Here is a 17,494-nt window from a genome sequence, read left to right as displayed (position 1 = left end):
TTTTAAATCGGAATTTGAATCACAAATTCTGTACCCTCTCCCTGTACGGAATTAACATCTAGAGTACCGCCGTGTTTTTCGACAATTATTTGTCTGGCGATCGCTAATCCTAATCCTGTACCTTTACCGACAGATTTAGTTGTAAATAAATGGTCAAAAATCTTTTGTTTGACTTCATCAGACATTCCCATCCCATTATCTTGAATGTAAATTAATACTCGCTCTTTGTCTTCACTCAAACAAGTTTTAATCTCAATTTTATTATTAATTTCATGAAAATTCCGTCCAACATTAGACTCCTCCAAAGCATCAATGGCATTTGCCAATAAATTCATAAATACTTGATTAAGTTGTCCAGGAAAACATTTTACTAAAGATATATCGCCATATTTTTTCACTACTTTAATATCTGGATGTAGTTCCGATGCTTTTAAGCGATGCTTCAAAATCAAAATTGCACTGTCGATACCATCGTGAATATTAAAAGCAACTTTGTTTTCTGTATCTGCTCTGGAAAAGGTTCGCAAACTATTGCTAATACTCCGAATTCGATCGATACCTAATTTCATCGAAGAAATCATTTTTGGCAAATCTTCTCTGATATATTCTAAATCAATTTCGGCAATTTTTTCTTCAATTTCTACACCCGGATTTGGAAACTTTTCTTGATAAAGATCGATCAAGTTAAACAAATCTTCAACAAAATCAACAGCAGGTTGAATATTACCTGCAATAAAGCCTACAGGATTGTTGATTTCGTGGGCTACACCTGCAACTAAATTACCTAATGCTGACATTTTCTCACTTTGCACCAGTTGTAATTGCATTTGCTTTAAATCTGTAAGTGAGTGTTCTAATTGTTGGGCATTCTCTTGCGATCGCTGATAAAAAGAAGCATTTTCTAAAGATATGGCAGCTTGCGAACACAATAGATTGATTACTTGGAGTCTATCATGGGTAAATACTCCAGCAATGAGATTATTTTCTAAGTAAAGGATGCCGATTAACTTCCCTTGATGGAGAATGGGGGTACACAGTAAACTCTTAGGTTGTTGTCTGATAATGTAGGAGTCGGAGGTGAAGGAATTGTTCGCAGTTGCATCATCAATTACTAATGTTTCTAAGGTGCGTTTGACATAGTTAATTGGAGTTAGAGGGATATCTTGGCTAAACTCAATGGGAATAGATTGCAGAATAGTTGGCGCTTGCTGAAATGTTGCGTAGGCGTAGCCCGTCGTAGACATCGCTTCAATCGCCCAAATATTATCTTTAAGTAAAATTAAAGCAGATTTTTTGGCTCCACTATTCTCCATCACCACTTGCATTAATGTAGAGAGCAACTTCTCTAAATGAATTTCGCTAGATAATGCTTGAGAGGCTTTGAGAACACTTGCTAAATCTAAAGCTTCGGAAATGCTGGCACTGCTGGATGAAATTGTCGTATCAGCAGCCAAAGTAGACAGGGACATGTTATAAAAACTGGATGCTGGTTCCGTAGGATTGAAACGAATTTTTTCCCATTGGAGAATTTGGGCGAGTAATTGAGGATAACGTTTTTCTAAATCATAGACTTTGGCTTTAGCGCCCCAACGAACATAGCAGTAGTAAGCATTTGTCAAATAGGTTTGGGCAATTTGCTCTTTACCCCATGTTAAATAAAATTTGGCAGCGAGTTCGTTAGCCAGAGCTTCTTCTTGGATATATTCATTTTCTTTGGCTCCTTGAATGGCGCGATCGTACATTTCCATTGCTTGAATATATTCGCCAAGAATACGATAGCGTTCAGCCTCCACTAAATGAAATTTATGTAAATGATTCATCGGCGCATAATGCGCCCAATTCTGCATTTTCTCCTGATTAGTTGTAACCCTTTTGAGGATGAATGCTCGCTCGTCTTCAGAAGCATCATAATATACGGCTAATTGGCTCAGAGAATCATAGAAATGAAATAGAGCAAAAATAATACTTCCCAGAAGACTTTCTAAATAATTCTGTACTAAGTCAGCATTTTCAATAGCATGAGTATACTCAGCAAATAAATAACAAAGAACCAATTTATTAAAATACAACGAACAAATCATAGTTTGATCGTTGCCTTGGAGATGAAGCGGCAACATGGTTTCTTCATTGTAAGCATCACCGATTAAGCGGCAAGGGTTTTGATTTTTTGAGAGTAAGTTAAGCACTACTTGCCGATACAGTTCATTTTTATGTAAGGATGGTTCTTGACGAATTTGTGCGAGTCCTTGACTATAAGTTCCTATTTCCTGTGCTAGAGAAGATAATTCTTTCCCAGCAAAATATGAACTCAAAGAATAATTACACGCACAGTAACCTGCAAATTCTAAATCTCCTGTTTCTACCCCGCTATAATAAGCTGATTGTATAGGAACTAAAAGTTCATTAAGATGCTTCTTCCAATGATTCAAACAGCCATAAACAATCATATATGTTTTAGCTATGAATTCTTTAGCATTTAATTTATCTAATAGTTTTAGACTTAGTTGACCGAATTCATAACCTGAATCAATATCTCCGACAATCCCGCCAAGAATCAGCCCATAAGATGAATATCCATAAAGCGAATTAGCGGTATTTCCATAATTGAGGGATAAATTAACTTGTTTAAATAATATTAAGGGATAGAGTTCTGGGATAACTAGATAAGCAGCAGCAGCAATATTGGTCAAAATATTCATGGCTGCTAACTTATCTGGCTCAGTCATTACTTGTAACTCTAGTAACCCTTCAATAGATTTACCATCTAAAGCTAATTGTGTCTCCTGTAGTCCGCGGTTAATATCTTCTGGTGTTGGCTGTTCGGGCAGTTCTATTCCCAATATTTTGAGAACATGGAGTCCCGTTTTTATAGCTTCCCCCATTCTGTTTTGTGCTACCTGAGATAAGATTCTGACTTCGTAGGCTTTGACTCGATCTATCAGTGTTTTGCCATGTTGTAATATTACTTGTATACATTGTTCCGTCTGTTCAAAATCACCGTTAAGATGGGCGACTTCGGCAGAGATTGAGTACAGTTTTAAAGCCAAGTCATACTGATGTTGCCAACAATCTTCTGTGAGTAACTTAATTCCAAAATTTGTGTATTCTACAGCGGCTTCATAAGCAGTCGAAATTTTGGCTTTATGACTTGCAGTTAGATTTAATTTTGCCAGTTCTTCTCGTTCCTCTGGTTGAGTAATTAATTCAACTCCTAAGTTGAACTGATTGACTAATTTAAACAAATGTTCTTCGCGTTCTTCAAGCGAGATATTCCTCAACATTAATCGCCCAATTTTGAGGTGTACTGTCTGCTTTTGATTTTCAGGAATTAGAGAATAAGCAGCTTGTTGAACGCGATCGTGCAAAAACTTGTAGGAGCAGGAAGTAGAATTGAGCATTGAGGAATCAGAAGTAATTATAGATTCTTCTAATTCCTGTTGATAAAACTTGTAAACTTCAGTTGTGGGTATGACCAAACCTTCTTGCAAAGCTTTCCATAAGTCTATTGCTGTATCTGCTAGAGATTTTTCATAGACAATTGCGAGAGTTGCTAGGTCAAACTGATTATCAATAGAAGCTGCAAGCTGCAAAACTTTTTGAGTTGCTTCTGGTAACTTCTGTAACTGAAGCACCATAAACTCTACCACATCCTCAGTAAATGCTAATCTTCTAACCTGAGTAAGATCGCATTGCCAATGACCGATATCAAAGTTATAGTTAATTAACTTTTCTTCGTGCAGAAACTTAAGAAACTGATTAGTAAATAAGGGGTTGCCTTGAGTTTTTTGATATACTAAGTCTGTGAGAGGTAGAGCAACCTCTAAGTTAGATTTTAGAGTATCAGTAATTATATGATTTAAATCTGTATGATTGAGAGAGGCTAAAGTAATAGTATGAATATTTGCACCATCTTTCTGAATTTTTCCTAAGGTTAACATCAAGGGATGTGCAGGATATACTTCATTGTCTCGATAAGCGCCAATAACTAACATATAGTGAATTTTGCTTTCACTAATTAGTAATTGCATAAACTTTAGAGATGCTGAATCTGCCCATTGTAAATCATCCAAAAATATTACTAATGGGTGTTCTTTGGTTGTGAAAACTTGAAGAAATTTTTTAAACAGTAAATTGAAGCGATTTTGTCCAGCAATCCCTGAAAGCTCGGGTACTGGTGCTTGTTGTCCAATAATTTTTTCTAGTTCGGGAATAACTTCAATAATTACTTGAGCATTTTTACCCAAAGCTGTCATAATTTTGGCTTTCCATTGTTCGAGTTGGGCATCGCTTTCACTTAGTAATTGCCCCATCAAATCTCGAAATGCTTGGACGAAAGCTTTTAAAGGAATATTGCGTTGAAATTGATCGTATTTTCCTTTGATAAAATAACCCCGTTGTCGCACAATTGGTTTATGGACTTCGTTAACAACGGCAGTTTTTCCAATACCAGAGAAACCTGCTACTAAAATCATTTCTACCCCCCTTAGTCCCTCCTTAGCAAGGGAGGATTCAGGGGGGTTAGCTACTCTATCAAATGCTGCGAGTAAGCTTTCTACTTCTGCTTGCCGACCATAGAGTTTTTCTGGGATGATAAAGCGATTGCAAATATCTCGCACTCCTAACTCAAAGACATCAATCCTGCCAATTTCTCGCCACTGACGCCAGCAAATTTCTAAGTCATACTTCAACCCCAATGCACTCTGATACCTATCTTCGGCGTTTTTTGCCATCAGTTTGCCAATGATTTCAGACAGAATTGGGGGAATGTTGGGATTGAGACTATGTACCAGTGGAGGAAGCTTTGCCAAATGACAATACACCAACTCCATCGGTTCATCAGATTTGAAAGGTAACTCTCCGGTGAGGAGTTCAAAAAAGGTGACACCCAAGGAATAAAAGTCGCTGCGATAGTCAATTCCCCGGTTCATTCGTCCAGTTTGTTCGGGAGAAAGGTATGCTAACGTCCCTTCTAAAATATTTGGATTAGTCAGAGTTTGCGTTTCTCTGGAAAGTAAGGAGGCAATACTAAAATCGATCAGTCTTATGTCTTTTGTGGTGGGGTTAATCAAAATATTAGCGGGTTTGATGTCTTTGTGAATCACTCGGTTGTGATAAAGTCCATCAAGAATTGAGACAATTTGCAAAGCAATGTGAAAAAATGTCTGCAACCCATCAGTAGTTCTCCCCATCCCTCCATCTCCCCACCTCGCCATCTCTTCTTGGAGAGAAATCCCTCCCAAGTCTTCCATAACTAAGGCATAGCTGTTTTGATAGTTCTCCAGGCTATAGGTTTTGATAATCCCATCAATATCTAGATTTTTCGCAATTGTGTACTGATTGCGAAACCGCACAAGTTCATAAAATGTCGGATACTCACGTCGCAATAGTTTAATTACTACTGGCTTTCGATCTGATTCTCTAATGCCGCGATGCACTAGGGTTTTAGACCCCGAATAAATTAGTTCATTTATTTGATAACCGGTCAGTGCCATCATAATTCTCTTTTCCCTCCAAGGTTAATTTTTTCTTGTTTACATTTGTTGTTCCTATTAATACAAATGTGCTTAAGGTTTGGGAAGGCAATTTTGTAACAAGATATGAATGTGTGTAGGCGTAGCCCGTCGTAGACATCGCTAAATTCTTATTTACAGCATCAAAACTTTAGTAATTGACTACAAAACCCCAAAAAAAGGCAGATTTTGTGTATGCTCTGTGACTAAGTGCTTTAACAATACCTTCCGGGAGTAAACATGGAACGCGCTATCTCTGCGTTAGGAATTTTAGTTTTTCTCAGTATATCCTACGCCTTCTCTGTTAATCGTCGGGCAGTGCGTTGGCGCATAGTCGTATGGGGTTTGGGATTGGAATTTTTGTTTGCACTTGTGATTCTGAAAACTCCTTGGGGTTTAAATGTGTTTAAATCTCTGGGAGATATTGTCGGTCAATTTTTAGCCTTTTCTGATGTTGGGGCAAAATTTGTCTTTGGAGAAAATTTTAAAGATCATTTCTTTGCTTTCCAAGTGCTGCCGACAATTATCTTTTTCTCTGCCTTCATTAGCGTCTTGTATTACTACGGCATTTTACAGCGAGTCGTAAATGTGGTGGCGTGGATAATGATGAAAACAATGATAACATCGGGTTCTGAATCTTTATCCTGTGCGGGTAACATCTTTTTGGGGCCAACAGAGGCGGCGCTGATAGTTAAACCTTATATCGCGAATATGACGCAATCGGAACTCCATGCCGTGATGACGGGTGGTTTTGCCACAATTGCGGCGGGAGTACTAGGAGCATATCTTTCCTTTGGCATCCCAGCAGAACATCTGATTGCTGCTTTCTTTATGACTGCTCCTACATCCTTGGTGGTATCAAAATTACTTTACCCAGAAACAGAAATATCAGAGACGGCTGGTAAAGCAAAAGCATATATAGAAACCAATTATGTAAATGTAATTGATGCTGCTACCACCGGAGCAATTGACGGCGTGAAGCTAGCAGTTAACGTTGGGGTGATGATTATCGCCTTTTTAGGATTATTAGCTGCCCTGAATGCCCTTTTGGGATGGTTGGGGGCATTTGTGGGCTTACAACAACTCTCATTACAGTGGATTTTGTCTTTGATTATGGCTCCCGTGGCGTGGCTAATGGGTGTACCTTGGGCTGATTGTCGGCAAGTTGGGGCTTTATTGGGTACAAAAACAATTCTCAATGAATTTATTGCTTTTTTGGATTTGAAAGCACTAATTGAAGGTGGAAAAATCTCTCGACGTGCAGTAATTATTACAACTTACGCATTATGTAATTTTGCAAATCTCGGTTCAATTGGCATTACCATTGGCGGCATTGCGGGGATAGCACCTAATCGGCAGCATGACTTAGCTCGTATGGGTGTAAGGTCAATGATTGGCGGATTGTTAGCGGGTTTTATCACCGCTTGTATTGCTGGGGTGTTGATTTGAAAAAGTTAGAGAAACGCGATAAATCGCCGACTCCAACTGTCTTTAATTTTGAAGTAATGAGTAATAAGTAATAAGTAATGGGTATTACTCATTACTCATTTATTTATTGACAGATTACTACTCATCTGTAGAGTAGAACTGTTGAGCGTAAAAACGGGCATACCGTCCTTCTTGAGACAGGAGGGAAGTGTGAGTACCAGCTTCTACCACCTCTCCTTGTTCGATGACGAGAATGCAATCAGCTCGACGAACGCTGCTCAAACGATGGGCGATAATAAACACGGTACGATTTTGCATCACTCGTTCTAGTGCTTCTTGAACTAGTGCTTCTGATTCCGAATCGAGGGCAGAGGTGGCCTCATCCAGGATGAGAATTCGCGGATCGTTAGCAACTGCTCTGGCGATCGCTAATCTTTGGCGTTGTCCTCCCGATAGGTTAACTCCCCGTTCGCCTACCCAGGTATGATAACCCTGAGAAAACTGGGTGATAAAGGAGTGAGCGTTGGCAATCTTGGCTGCTTCTTGAATCGCTGCTAAATCTAATTCTTCTTGACCGTAACCGATATTTTCCGCGATCGTCCCCGAAAAAAGGGTAACATCTTGGGGAACAATGCCAATTTGATGGCGCAAGCTAGTAAGTGTAACATCACGGATATCAATATCATCAACCAGAATTTGACCCCTCTGAGGGTCATAAAAGCGAAGTAAAAGGTTAATTAATGTTGATTTGCCTGCTCCAGAAGAACCAACCAAGGCAATGACATCACCAGGAGAAGCTTCTAGGCAGAGATCCTTAAGCACTGGCTGACCGGGATTGTAGGCGAAATCGACATGACGATACTCTACTTTGCCGATAACTCGTGGCATTGCTTGAGCATTCGATTTTTCGCTGATACTAGGTTCCTTCGCCATCAGTTCAAAGATGCGTTCAACAGAAGCTTCGGTCTGTTTGTACTCGTTGTAATTGCTAATCATCAGGTCGATTGGCTGAATCAGTAAAGCCACAGCAGCTAAGAAACTGATAAACCCTTGAGCTGTCAGCCGTCCCTGAGAAATCTGCCATCCTCCTAATAAAAACAGCAGCATAATACTAACTGCTTCCAAAAAACCGACAACGGGAAACTGAATGGATTTAAGTTGTAGAGCGCGATACTTAGCTTGGCGATTGATTTCTGCTTCTTTATTGAATCGCTTCACTTCATATTCTTGGGCTGCAAAAGCTTGAACAACGCGAATCCCGCTAAATACTTCAGTTAGCATCGCCGACAAATTGGAAACCTGATTTTGGCTCTGGCGAGATAGCACAAGCAATCGCTGACCAAATTGCCCGATTAACCAAGCCATTAAAGGAGCCAAAATCAAACCCGCAAGAGTGAGCAGCCAATTCAGGTAGAGCATGTAAATGGGAATTGCAATTAACTGCAACAAATTGGAAAGAAACTGATGAGATAACTTGTCTACAATTTCGCCGACGCGATCAATATCTTCAGTCAAGCGATAAGTCAAGTCTCCCGTCTGTGTGGTTTCAAAGTAATCTAATCCAAGTTTGTGCAGGTGGGCATAAACCCGCTTACGCAAATTTAAAACCATGTTCAGGGCAGCAGCGATCATAAAGACATTCTGCCCGTATTGACAAAGCCCTCGAATCAAAAATACTAAAGTAGCAAGTCCGAGCCAGTAGGCAATCTGGTTTACATTTCCCTGACCAAGATAAAAAGCGACCTGACCTGCTAAATAGGGTACTGCTAGAGTAAATAACACAAATCCTAAGATACAAGCCAATCCCCGGATTAACAGCGGCCATTGGGGCCAAAGATAAGGCAACAGTTGCCAGTAACTAGAGCGGACTTTCATAGGTAAGTAAGAATTCAGGAGTTAGGAGTTAGGCGCATTAAGGCGTTAGCCTACCACACCATGTTACCCAACCGTGCTGACTCCTAAATTCTGACGCAATTTTTACTCAGTTTCTCCTAGAGAGTTTAGTATAAAGCGGGCAATTCTCTCAGATGCGCCGGGTGGGCCAAATCGCTCAGGGCCATTTTCTTTGCATTTAGCGAGGTAGTCTGAATCTTGTAAAGTTTCAACGACTCGTTTTGCTGCTTGCTTGAGAATTTCAGGGGTTGCTGGCTTAGTGCCGATGGTTTGAGCCGAAATACCCAACAGCCGCGTTTGCGCTTCTGCAAATTGATAGGTAAATTGAGGGCCTTCTCCGGGAATCTGGATAATCGGTTTGCCGATCGCTACAGCTAAATCCACTGCCAACCCTGCCATCCCAATAACGAGATCGGAGTAATATACGATATCACTGAAGGCATCTGAGTAACATCTCACTTCTACAAGCGGTGATTCCTCAGCCGAACTTCCTGGAGGAGAATAGGTGAGTATACCTTGATTCAGTTGCCAACCTTGACTTTGAGCAATGTCGTCTAATTGCGCCATCAAATTTGGTACTAAGGCGGCGCGAAACTGGAATCCTGAAGGCATCACCTTGGCAATATCTATCACCAGTTGCAACTGCAAACTGAAATTTCGTGCGGCTTCCGGCATCCGCGATCCTGGTAAAAGTGCGATCGCCGGAACGTCTGGTTTTAAGTACAAGTCTTTGCCAGTAGGGACAAGACGATCTAAAGCCGGAATCCCACCAAACTGAGCCTTAGCTATACCTTGCCGTTGGAGATCGAAAGCCGTATAGGAATCTCTAGTAAAAACTGTCAGACATCGAGAAGAATTAAGGTCGTGCCACAGCAGTGGATTGATCCGCAATCGCCCTTCATAAAGGGCAGAAAGACAAGAGATAAACGAAACGAAGGGACGCTTTGTTAAGTAAGCAAACGTCTGGGAGATAAAATCCCCAGTAGACATAATTAAATCGCAGTTGGGAGCATACTGCAACACCGCTTGTAATTGTCGCCACGTTAACCCAATTAATCCCGATTGAAAATCTTTCAGCAAATAGAGGCGTTTCATGTAAAAGAATCCGCCGGAGGGCATTGTTTGTGTGGGCCCAATAATGGGAATATCCAAGCTACGGTAAGCTTTTCCTTCTCCCACAATCGGCATTGCCGCCATCTCAATTGAAGGACACAATTGGCGCAGGGTTTGAATAACATGAGAGGTGTGGTTGTCCTCTCCGTGGCCGTTACTGATAAACAAGATTCGCTTAGAAGGCATCTTGGGGTTTGGATAGGTCTAAAATGCTTGTTTGGTGAGATTTTTAACCTACATTGGGTGAGTAGGCTAAGAGATTGATAGTATTTTTACTATTGAGAGTTTGTAATTTTATAGACAAATCTACAAAGTTACTTTTTTAGGTGTCAACCGGAATGGAATTACTGCTAATCCCTGTTTTTGCAAAAGCTAATCTATCAGAGAATACAGTATTGGGAGTGCAAGCGCTATGGGTACATCGATCTGAGTTCATAAATTGAACGAGCTATTTTAAGTATCGATCGCAATCAGACAAGGCAACAGAAGAAATGATTTGTTGAAAATCTATCCCCTTGTCACCAAATTCTCTTGTCCTTTTCAATGACGACAAAGTTATAAAAAAGTTGTATTGCAATCATCATCTGACCCCTTGGGTGTTCGACATAGAATCAATTTCATCTACTGTCGAGCTATTTTTTGCTGGCTTTAGTCACTGAGCAAATATCCCGCCCAGAACTAAAGTTCCGGGCTGATAAGCTAAAGGCTTCTTTTAGAGGACTAAACAAGAAATTTAGTTTAGTCCTCTAAAAGAAGCCTTTGGTTATGAGACTCGGAATTTATTTCGAGGCGGGATAGATACACTGCACCAACACTTGTGTGTACACCGTAGCTCCTGGTAGGAGAGGGGCTGGGGGAGAGGTCAAAATAGCACTCGTTGAACTCACGTTAAAATTTAAATTTTTTGTAGATATTCAGGTGGCACGCGATCGACTAACCAAACACCATTAGCAGAACAATAAAAGATGTAACCTGCCTGATGCATTGCCGCAGTATTTACAGCAAAAACCACTGGTTTTCCATGCCTTGCACCAACGATTTCTGCTGTTTTTATATCCTTTGACAAATGGACATGATGCCGCGACATTTTGCAAAGTCCTGTTTGCAGAATTGACTCTACAGATTTGTGTCCTGTGCCGTGATAAAGCTCATCTGGAGGAACAACAGCTTCTAATTGTAAATCGACTTTTACACTATGTCCTTGGTTCGCACGAATCAGATTACCTGTAGAATCAAAAGAAAAGCGTTGCTTCTCGTTGAATTCAACTACCATCTGTAATTCCTGGCGGGTAATCGGAAACTTGTTTTTAGCACAAGCAGTAAGTAAGTCATCAACAGCAACCCAACCGCCAGGAGCAAGTTTAATGCCAATAGCATCCGGTGTATGTCGTAGATATTTGCTGAGATATTTGCTGATTTTGACGAGTCGAGAATCATTCATTTGATTAAGTAGTCATTGGTCATTGGTCATTGGTCATTGGTCATTTGACTCTCATGTTGCAGTTTGATTGTGGTTAATATATTTGTACTACAATTATATTTTTTTGTAGTACATAATTTTTATTGATGGTTTTATTTGGTGTAAATTGACAGAATTTGTCTTCCGATCATGGCTAATGCCACTCCAACGATCGCAATGAGTGTTACCTTGCCGCCAGGAACGAGTGGTTGATTTGTGCTATCTGAGTTTTCACGTTGCTTCCAACTCATTAACGCCGGAATAATTCCACCTATAACTGAAATACTAAATGTTCCAGTGTAATCTAGGGCAGTAAAAAAGATGCTGGGGTTGAGCGTTCCGAGAGTCATCGGCGGGAAAAGAACCAGGGAATAGAGGGGTAAGCGGCTAGAAAGTTGCCACTGTGCAGGTAGGAAAATATCTTTGAACAAATCCAGCAACCCGTACACAAATCCAATGAATGATGTGACGATCGCAAACTCTGAAAAAATGGATACTAGCACTCCTAACCATTCCCCCGCGCCACCTGCTCGAAGAATTTGTAGTGGATCGAAAACACTTGTACCGCCAGATGTGCTATGTAGCATATCGGGACTGACGCTTCCTAAAATTACGGCATTCCACGCCAAGAACATAATTAGAGGAATTACAGAACCAATAAAGATAGACTGACGAATTTTGCGGGCATCTCCTTCGAGTTGCGTCACAACCAATGGCACAACGTTTTGGAAAAACAGCGCCACAGACATCACTGAAATGGCACTACCAAGCGCACTCCAGTTTTGAAATAATAGTTGGGCACTCTGAATATGCCTTCCTCCCAGAAATAATAGTCCTAAGAAGGAAACAATGACAATTCCGACAAAGGCGCTGTTTAATTTCTCAATAAACTTTTCTCGCCCAAGATACATAATGCCACCAAACAAGAGCGTGAAAGCCATTGTGCCCATCCACATCGGCAATATCTGCATACCCCAGACTTTTGCCGCCGCCGCTCCTAAAATCTCTCCGCCTTCTGTGATGTATGCCACCAACAGAGCATAGTGCATGAATAAATATGCACCGCCAGCAATTCGCGCTCCCACCTTACCAAGGATTTTCTCAACAATTCCTAAAAAACCTATACTTGAAAGCCCTTCTGTTCGCATCGTGTTTAAGGTAACTTCTGCAACTAATAACCCTGAAACTAAAGCGTAGAGCCAAACAGCAATCAGTCCAGATGTGGATGGTACAATACCCGATGGCAGCGTAACGGCTGGTAGAGCCAGAATCCCAGCCCCAACAGTGGTTCCTGCAATCAATGCAGTACTTCCCAATACACTACCCGGTTGATGATTGAGTTTTTTTCCATCAAATTCCAGATGAGAAAACAACCGAGTGACTTGCTCTGAATTTTTTAGAACGGTCTTTATGGGAACCATAGTGAATATCCGTACTTAAACCAAATAATATTAACATATGTTAACTTTATTCGTAAAAGCCCTGATGTTCCTGGTTTTTCAAGCAAATTTTTTTGGAAAATAAGCGATCGCCATTTCATTATCAACACAATTTTTGGATTATAAATGTCATTTGTAGCACTTTATTAATGAAATAGACCACGCAGGAAAAAACATTAATGGCAATTTTAACTATTCGTTTACCAGACGATAAGCATAATAGATTGAAGCAACTAGCTCAAGCCAAAGGCATCAGTGTTAATAAGTTGATTGAAGAACTTTCAACTATAGCTCTAGCAGAATTCGATGCCCATACAAGATTTAAAGCAATGGCTGAAATTGGCAACCCAGAAGAAGGATTAAGAGTACTGGCTAAACTTGATACTCTGACAGAATAAAGCTGATAGCGCGATGATGTGAGCAATAACTGGAGGCGATCGCCTACATTAACCCCATCATCAATAGTGCGTAGGTGTAGCCCGTCGTAGACATCGCTAATTTGGCAGCGAAGTGTGCGTAGAAGCTTTGCTTGTTGTCACCAGACATCGCTTGAGAAAATAAGCTAACTTGAGAACAGCCTTTATATGCAATACTTCCAAAACTTGGAGGTTTTTCCAATGAAATGGACACTTGAAGAAGCCAAAGCACAGCTACCTTCCATAATTAATGCTACAAGTCTTGAACCTCAGCTAATTTATACTCAAGAGGAATTAGTGGCTGCAATTGTAGACCCTGAGCTTTTTAAAGAATTTTTAGACTGGCGGCAAAAAACTGCTAAAACATCTCTAGCTCAAGTCTTTAAAGAACTTCAGCAGTTATGTAGCGAAGAAAACTATAGCTTAGAGATACCACCACGAAGCGATCGCGACAATCCTTTTACGGAAGAATAGGATGAGCCATCTTTGTGACACGAATATAATCAGTGAATTAACTCGCCCAATACCAAATCCAGGGGTGACAGAATGGACTGCTACTGTGACATCTATTAATTTAAGTGTGATTACAATTGAGGAAATTTATTATGGTTTAACAGCCAAGCCTAATGCTAGAATCCAAAACTGGTTTGAAAACTTTCTCTTCACTCACTGTCAAATTCTCCCCATCACCTCAGAAATTGCCAAGTGTTCGGGTGAATTGAGAGGTTTTTTAAGAACTCAAGGTAAACCGCGCTCGCAAGCTGATATATTTATTGCGGCAACAGCTAAAATACATTCTTTGACACTTATTACTAGAAATATTAAAGATTTTGAGGGTTGTGGTATATCCACGTTGAATCCATTTAGTTAAATCTTTTTCCAATTTGACACATTTGCTAAGAATGCGTAGGTGTAGCCCGCACTTCGGCTGCGCTCAGTGACCGTCGTAGACATCGCTTATTTGAAACAGTTGCTTGGTGAAACTAACACCCTTTTGCAATCCAATACTAAAGTAGCAGATGCGTAGGGGAAGCCCATCGTTCGCGTAGCGTCTCGTAGAGAAGATATCGCACTGCCAACTGCGCTCAATTTTTCCATTCCCGCGAGGAGTAATAAATTGAAAACTTCTCATAAGGCGATTTGCGTTCTCAAACTGGGGTTTGAGAACTCAATTGAGTATATTTAGTACTCAAAAGCTAATATTGAGTTCTCAAACTGGGGTTTGAGTACTTTTTTGCGTAATTTACTGATTTATTAGCAATTTACAGTGTAATAAAAGTTAATAGAGATTTGCAGAAATTTCCTCAGGCTGATCGATACGGAAGTTTTTTAAAGTAAAGAAGCTTAAATCAGTGAATTCGAGAACTGATAATCAAATAAATAACTGCATTAAAAGGTAGATTTTATGGCTAGACTAAAAAGAACTTCTCAAGTGCTAGAAAAAGCAGCACGTCGTGCAGCCAGTATCAGTTCAATCGATCCAAACTTAGATGTAAGTAATGGACTCACTTTATTTGCGTACTCAAGCCTGATTGAGACAATGCGAAATAAAGAAAATATTTACAACACTGCGCTTTCTAACCTAGATAAGATATACCGTGAAATGTTAGAAACAGAGCAGCAGTTGGCAGACATGACAGAACACATACTCATGGGCATCGGGGCTAAATATGGCAAAAGCAGTGTAGAGTATGGTATGGCGGGAGGAGTTCCTAAAAACAAACGCCGCAAGGGATTGCGAGGTGAATCGCCAATTGTTAGTAATGAGCCACCGTCAATGATTGTTGGTGTGAATAGCAATGGCAAAGTAAAAGTTTAACTGAAGAAATGCCCAATTTGTGTAGAAACTTTGCTGGGAATTTAAGTTTTCAATTCAATCCCACAGAAAACAATTTACCAACTTGCGCCAAATCTACATTTCCACCGCTAATGATGACACCAACTCTCGCTTCTGGTGCTGTCACCACACCTTCGAGTAAAGCAGCAGCAGCTAATACCCCAGTGGGTTCAACAACAATTTTCAGACGTTCCCACAAGAAAAACATGGTGCGAAGAATCGCTTCTTCCGATACCGTCACCATATCATCGACATAATGCAGCACTAGGGGGAAAGTAATTTTACCAAGGCTAGGAGTCCGCGCGCCATCAGCGATGGTATTAGGGTTTTTGACTGTTTGCAGAGTTTTGGTGTGAAAGGAGCGGGTAGCATCATCGCCAAGGGCTGGCTCTACCCCGATTACTTTACAATTAGGTAAAAGTGATTTGGCTGCGATCGCACATCCTGAAAGTAATCCACCACCGCCACAACAAACTAATAGTAAGTCCAATTCACCAACTTCTTGGATCAGTTCTAAAGCAGTTGTCCCTTGTCCAGCGACTACATGGGGATGATCGTAAGGGGGAATGAGTGTCAAAGAGCGCTCATCTGCTAAATTTTGGGCTAATTCTTCTCGGTTTGTTTCTTGGCGATTGTACAAAATTATCTCTGCACCATAGCCACGAGTAGCAGTTTGTTTGACAACAGGTGCATCATCAGGCATGACAATAGTGGTGGGAATATTTAGTAATTGTCCAGCTAAAGCGATCGCTTGGGCATGATTTCCCGATGAATAGGTGATAACGCCTGTTTGTTTTTGTGCTACCGATAGTTGCGTTAAGGCATTGTATGCACCTCTAAATTTAAATGCTCCCGTGCGTTGAAAGTTTTCGCACTTAAAGAATACTTGGCTATTGGTGCGATCGTTAACGATTCTAGATGTTAGCACGGGTGTGCGGTGAGCAATCCCTAAAATTCGCTTTTGTGCTGCTTGCACGTCAGTTATAGTAACGGAATTAGGTTGTGACATTGATGATGATATGTAAGAATTCAGGAGTCAGAATGAGCTAAACCTTAGCTATCCGCTAACAGGAGTCAGAATAGTTAAAGAATCAGGAGAATATTTGATAATAAATATACTAAGTATACTAGATTATTTTTAAATACTGACTTGTGGGTACTGAATTATAATGGCGAGATTAAATATTCTTGCTCTTGTTTATATAGATACAGTTTTTTATATTTGCGTTTAATATCCTTGATTGAAGCATACTTGTTTCAGGTGGATAGCATCATTTATTGCCTGCATAGAAATAGCTACAGTAAATATATATTGCTGTAGCTAAATTTATAAAACTTAAATTAATTAATTCACATTCGCCATTTTTCTAGCATGAATAAAACATCTGAAAGTCGGCAAAAAAAAACTGCTTTAATTACAGGAGCGGCTAGTGGCATAGGCTATCAATTAACCCAGATTTTTGCTCGTCATAGTTATAATCTTGTGTTAGTAGATAAGAATGAAGAAAAACTTACTAAAATTATAGATGAATTTCCCGAAAAGTTTGGTATTTGTGTCAAAATTTTTGTCAAGGATTTATCTATTCCCACATCTCCGGAAGAAATTTTCATAGAACTACAGCAAGCATCCATTAAGATTGATGTGCTAGTTAATAATGCTGGCTTTGGTACTTATGGAGTATTTAACGAAACAGACCTCAGCATTGAATTGAAAATGCTACAGGTAAATATGGTCAGTCTGACTCATTTAACTAAATTGTTTCTTAAAGATATGGTCGAGCAAAACTATGGAAAAATATTAAATGTCGCCTCAGCAGCTGCTTTTCAACCAGGGCCTCTAATGGCAGTTTATTTTGCTACGAAAGCCTATGTATTATCATTTTCAGAAGCGATCGCAAATGAATTAGAGGGTACAGGTGTCAGCGTGACTGTTCTTTGTCCAGGGCCAACAGCATCGGAATTCCAACAAAATGCTGCGATGGAAAATTCAAAGATTGCTAGTGTCAACAGAATGATGGATACGGAAACTGTCGCTAGAATTGGTTATCGGGGCTTAATGAAAAACAAAACTGTTGTTGTTCCTGGGATGAGAAATAAGATATTAACTGAAAGCGTCAGATTTACGCCGAGAAATTTAGTCACAAAGGTTGTTAGAAGTATGCACGAACTTCAAAAAAAGAGGTAGCTCGAAATTTTCTACTCTTTTCAATAAGACCCGCTCGATAGATTTTTTCATCTAAAAAATCTATCAAGCGGGTTTAGAGGATGTTTGAAAAGTCCTCTTGTCGGTATCAAAAGTTTTAGATCCCCCTAAATCCCCCGATAAATTGGGGGACTTTGACTCCGGTTCCCCCCTTTTTAAGGGGGGTTAGGGGGGATCTAAAGTGCCTAAAGTCACA

13 protein-coding genes are annotated in these 17,494 nt (G+C 40.1%); 6 read left to right on the top strand and 7 right to left on the bottom strand.

Annotated features, from left to right (window positions below):
- Positions 1-2 precede the first annotated feature (2 nt).
- Positions 3-5,492, bottom strand: coding sequence for an AAA family ATPase (locus RMY32_RS00700; RefSeq protein WP_322710344.1), 5,490 nt, complete (start codon positions 5,490-5,492; stop codon positions 3-5).
- Positions 5,493-5,750: 258 nt separating this feature from the next.
- Between RMY32_RS00700 and RMY32_RS00695 the strand changes: the two genes are divergently transcribed.
- Entirely contained in the window at positions 5,751-6,959 is a 1,209-nt protein-coding gene (locus RMY32_RS00695; protein ID WP_322710304.1) for a NupC/NupG family nucleoside CNT transporter, read from the top strand.
- A 117-nt stretch (positions 6,960-7,076) separates the two neighbouring features.
- Here the strand turns inward: RMY32_RS00695 and RMY32_RS00690 are convergent, their stop codons facing one another.
- From RMY32_RS00690 to RMY32_RS00675, 4 genes are all read right to left on the bottom strand, one after another.
- Positions 7,077-8,813 (bottom strand): ABC transporter ATP-binding protein, encoded by a 1,737-nt coding sequence (locus RMY32_RS00690; RefSeq protein WP_322710303.1) that lies wholly within the window; start codon positions 8,811-8,813, stop codon positions 7,077-7,079.
- Positions 8,814-8,915: 102 nt separating this feature from the next.
- Positions 8,916-10,130, bottom strand: coding sequence for a lipid-A-disaccharide synthase-related protein (locus RMY32_RS00685; RefSeq protein WP_322710302.1), 1,215 nt, complete (start codon positions 10,128-10,130; stop codon positions 8,916-8,918).
- Positions 10,131-10,839: 709 nt separating this feature from the next.
- Positions 10,840-11,385 (bottom strand): RNA 2'-phosphotransferase, encoded by a 546-nt coding sequence (locus tag RMY32_RS00680; protein WP_322710301.1) that lies wholly within the window; start codon positions 11,383-11,385, stop codon positions 10,840-10,842.
- Positions 11,386-11,516: 131 nt separating this feature from the next.
- Positions 11,517-12,824 (bottom strand): amino acid permease, encoded by a 1,308-nt coding sequence (locus RMY32_RS00675; protein WP_322710300.1) that lies wholly within the window; start codon positions 12,822-12,824, stop codon positions 11,517-11,519.
- Positions 12,825-13,021: 197 nt separating this feature from the next.
- On the opposite strand from RMY32_RS00675, the gene RMY32_RS00670 reads away from it, so the two are divergent.
- On the top strand, positions 13,022-13,240 hold the full coding sequence (locus RMY32_RS00670) for a toxin-antitoxin system HicB family antitoxin (RefSeq protein WP_322710299.1): 219 nt from the start codon (positions 13,022-13,024) through the stop codon (positions 13,238-13,240).
- 43 nt (positions 13,241-13,283) lie between these two features.
- Here the strand turns inward: RMY32_RS00670 and RMY32_RS00665 are convergent, their stop codons facing one another.
- Positions 13,284-13,460 (bottom strand): hypothetical protein, encoded by a 177-nt coding sequence (locus tag RMY32_RS00665; protein WP_322710298.1) that lies wholly within the window; start codon positions 13,458-13,460, stop codon positions 13,284-13,286.
- On the opposite strand from RMY32_RS00665, the gene RMY32_RS00660 reads away from it, so the two are divergent.
- From RMY32_RS00660 to RMY32_RS00650, 3 genes are all read left to right on the top strand, one after another.
- Positions 13,460-13,732: a prevent-host-death protein gene (locus RMY32_RS00660; RefSeq protein ID WP_322686299.1), complete on the top strand. Its 273-nt coding sequence runs from the start codon at positions 13,460-13,462 to the stop codon at positions 13,730-13,732. The genes RMY32_RS00665 and RMY32_RS00660 overlap by 1 nt on opposite strands.
- A gap of 1 nt (position 13,733) precedes the next feature.
- Complete coding sequence (locus RMY32_RS00655; RefSeq protein WP_322710296.1) at positions 13,734-14,129, top strand: type II toxin-antitoxin system VapC family toxin; 396 nt, start codon at positions 13,734-13,736, stop codon at positions 14,127-14,129.
- A gap of 534 nt (positions 14,130-14,663) precedes the next feature.
- Positions 14,664-15,077 (top strand): hypothetical protein, encoded by a 414-nt coding sequence (locus RMY32_RS00650; protein WP_322710295.1) that lies wholly within the window; start codon positions 14,664-14,666, stop codon positions 15,075-15,077.
- Between the two features lie 49 nt (positions 15,078-15,126).
- On the opposite strand, the gene RMY32_RS00645 is transcribed toward RMY32_RS00650, so the two are convergent.
- Positions 15,127-16,104, bottom strand: a complete 978-nt coding sequence (locus tag RMY32_RS00645) for a threo-3-hydroxy-L-aspartate ammonia-lyase (RefSeq protein WP_322710294.1) — start codon at positions 16,102-16,104, stop codon at positions 15,127-15,129.
- Positions 16,105-16,467: 363 nt separating this feature from the next.
- Here RMY32_RS00645 and RMY32_RS00640 point away from each other — a divergent pair, with 363 nt between their 5' ends.
- Positions 16,468-17,280 carry an SDR family oxidoreductase gene (locus tag RMY32_RS00640; RefSeq protein ID WP_322710293.1) on the top strand — a complete coding sequence of 271 codons (813 nt, stop codon included), beginning with the start codon at positions 16,468-16,470 and terminating at the stop codon, positions 17,278-17,280.
- Positions 17,281-17,494 lie beyond the last annotated feature (214 nt).

Source organism: Nostoc sp. ChiSLP03a (genome assembly GCF_034531215.2).
Classification (GTDB): domain Bacteria; phylum Cyanobacteriota; class Cyanobacteriia; order Cyanobacteriales; family Nostocaceae; genus Nostoc.
This window is presented reverse-complemented; position numbering and strand designations above follow the sequence as displayed.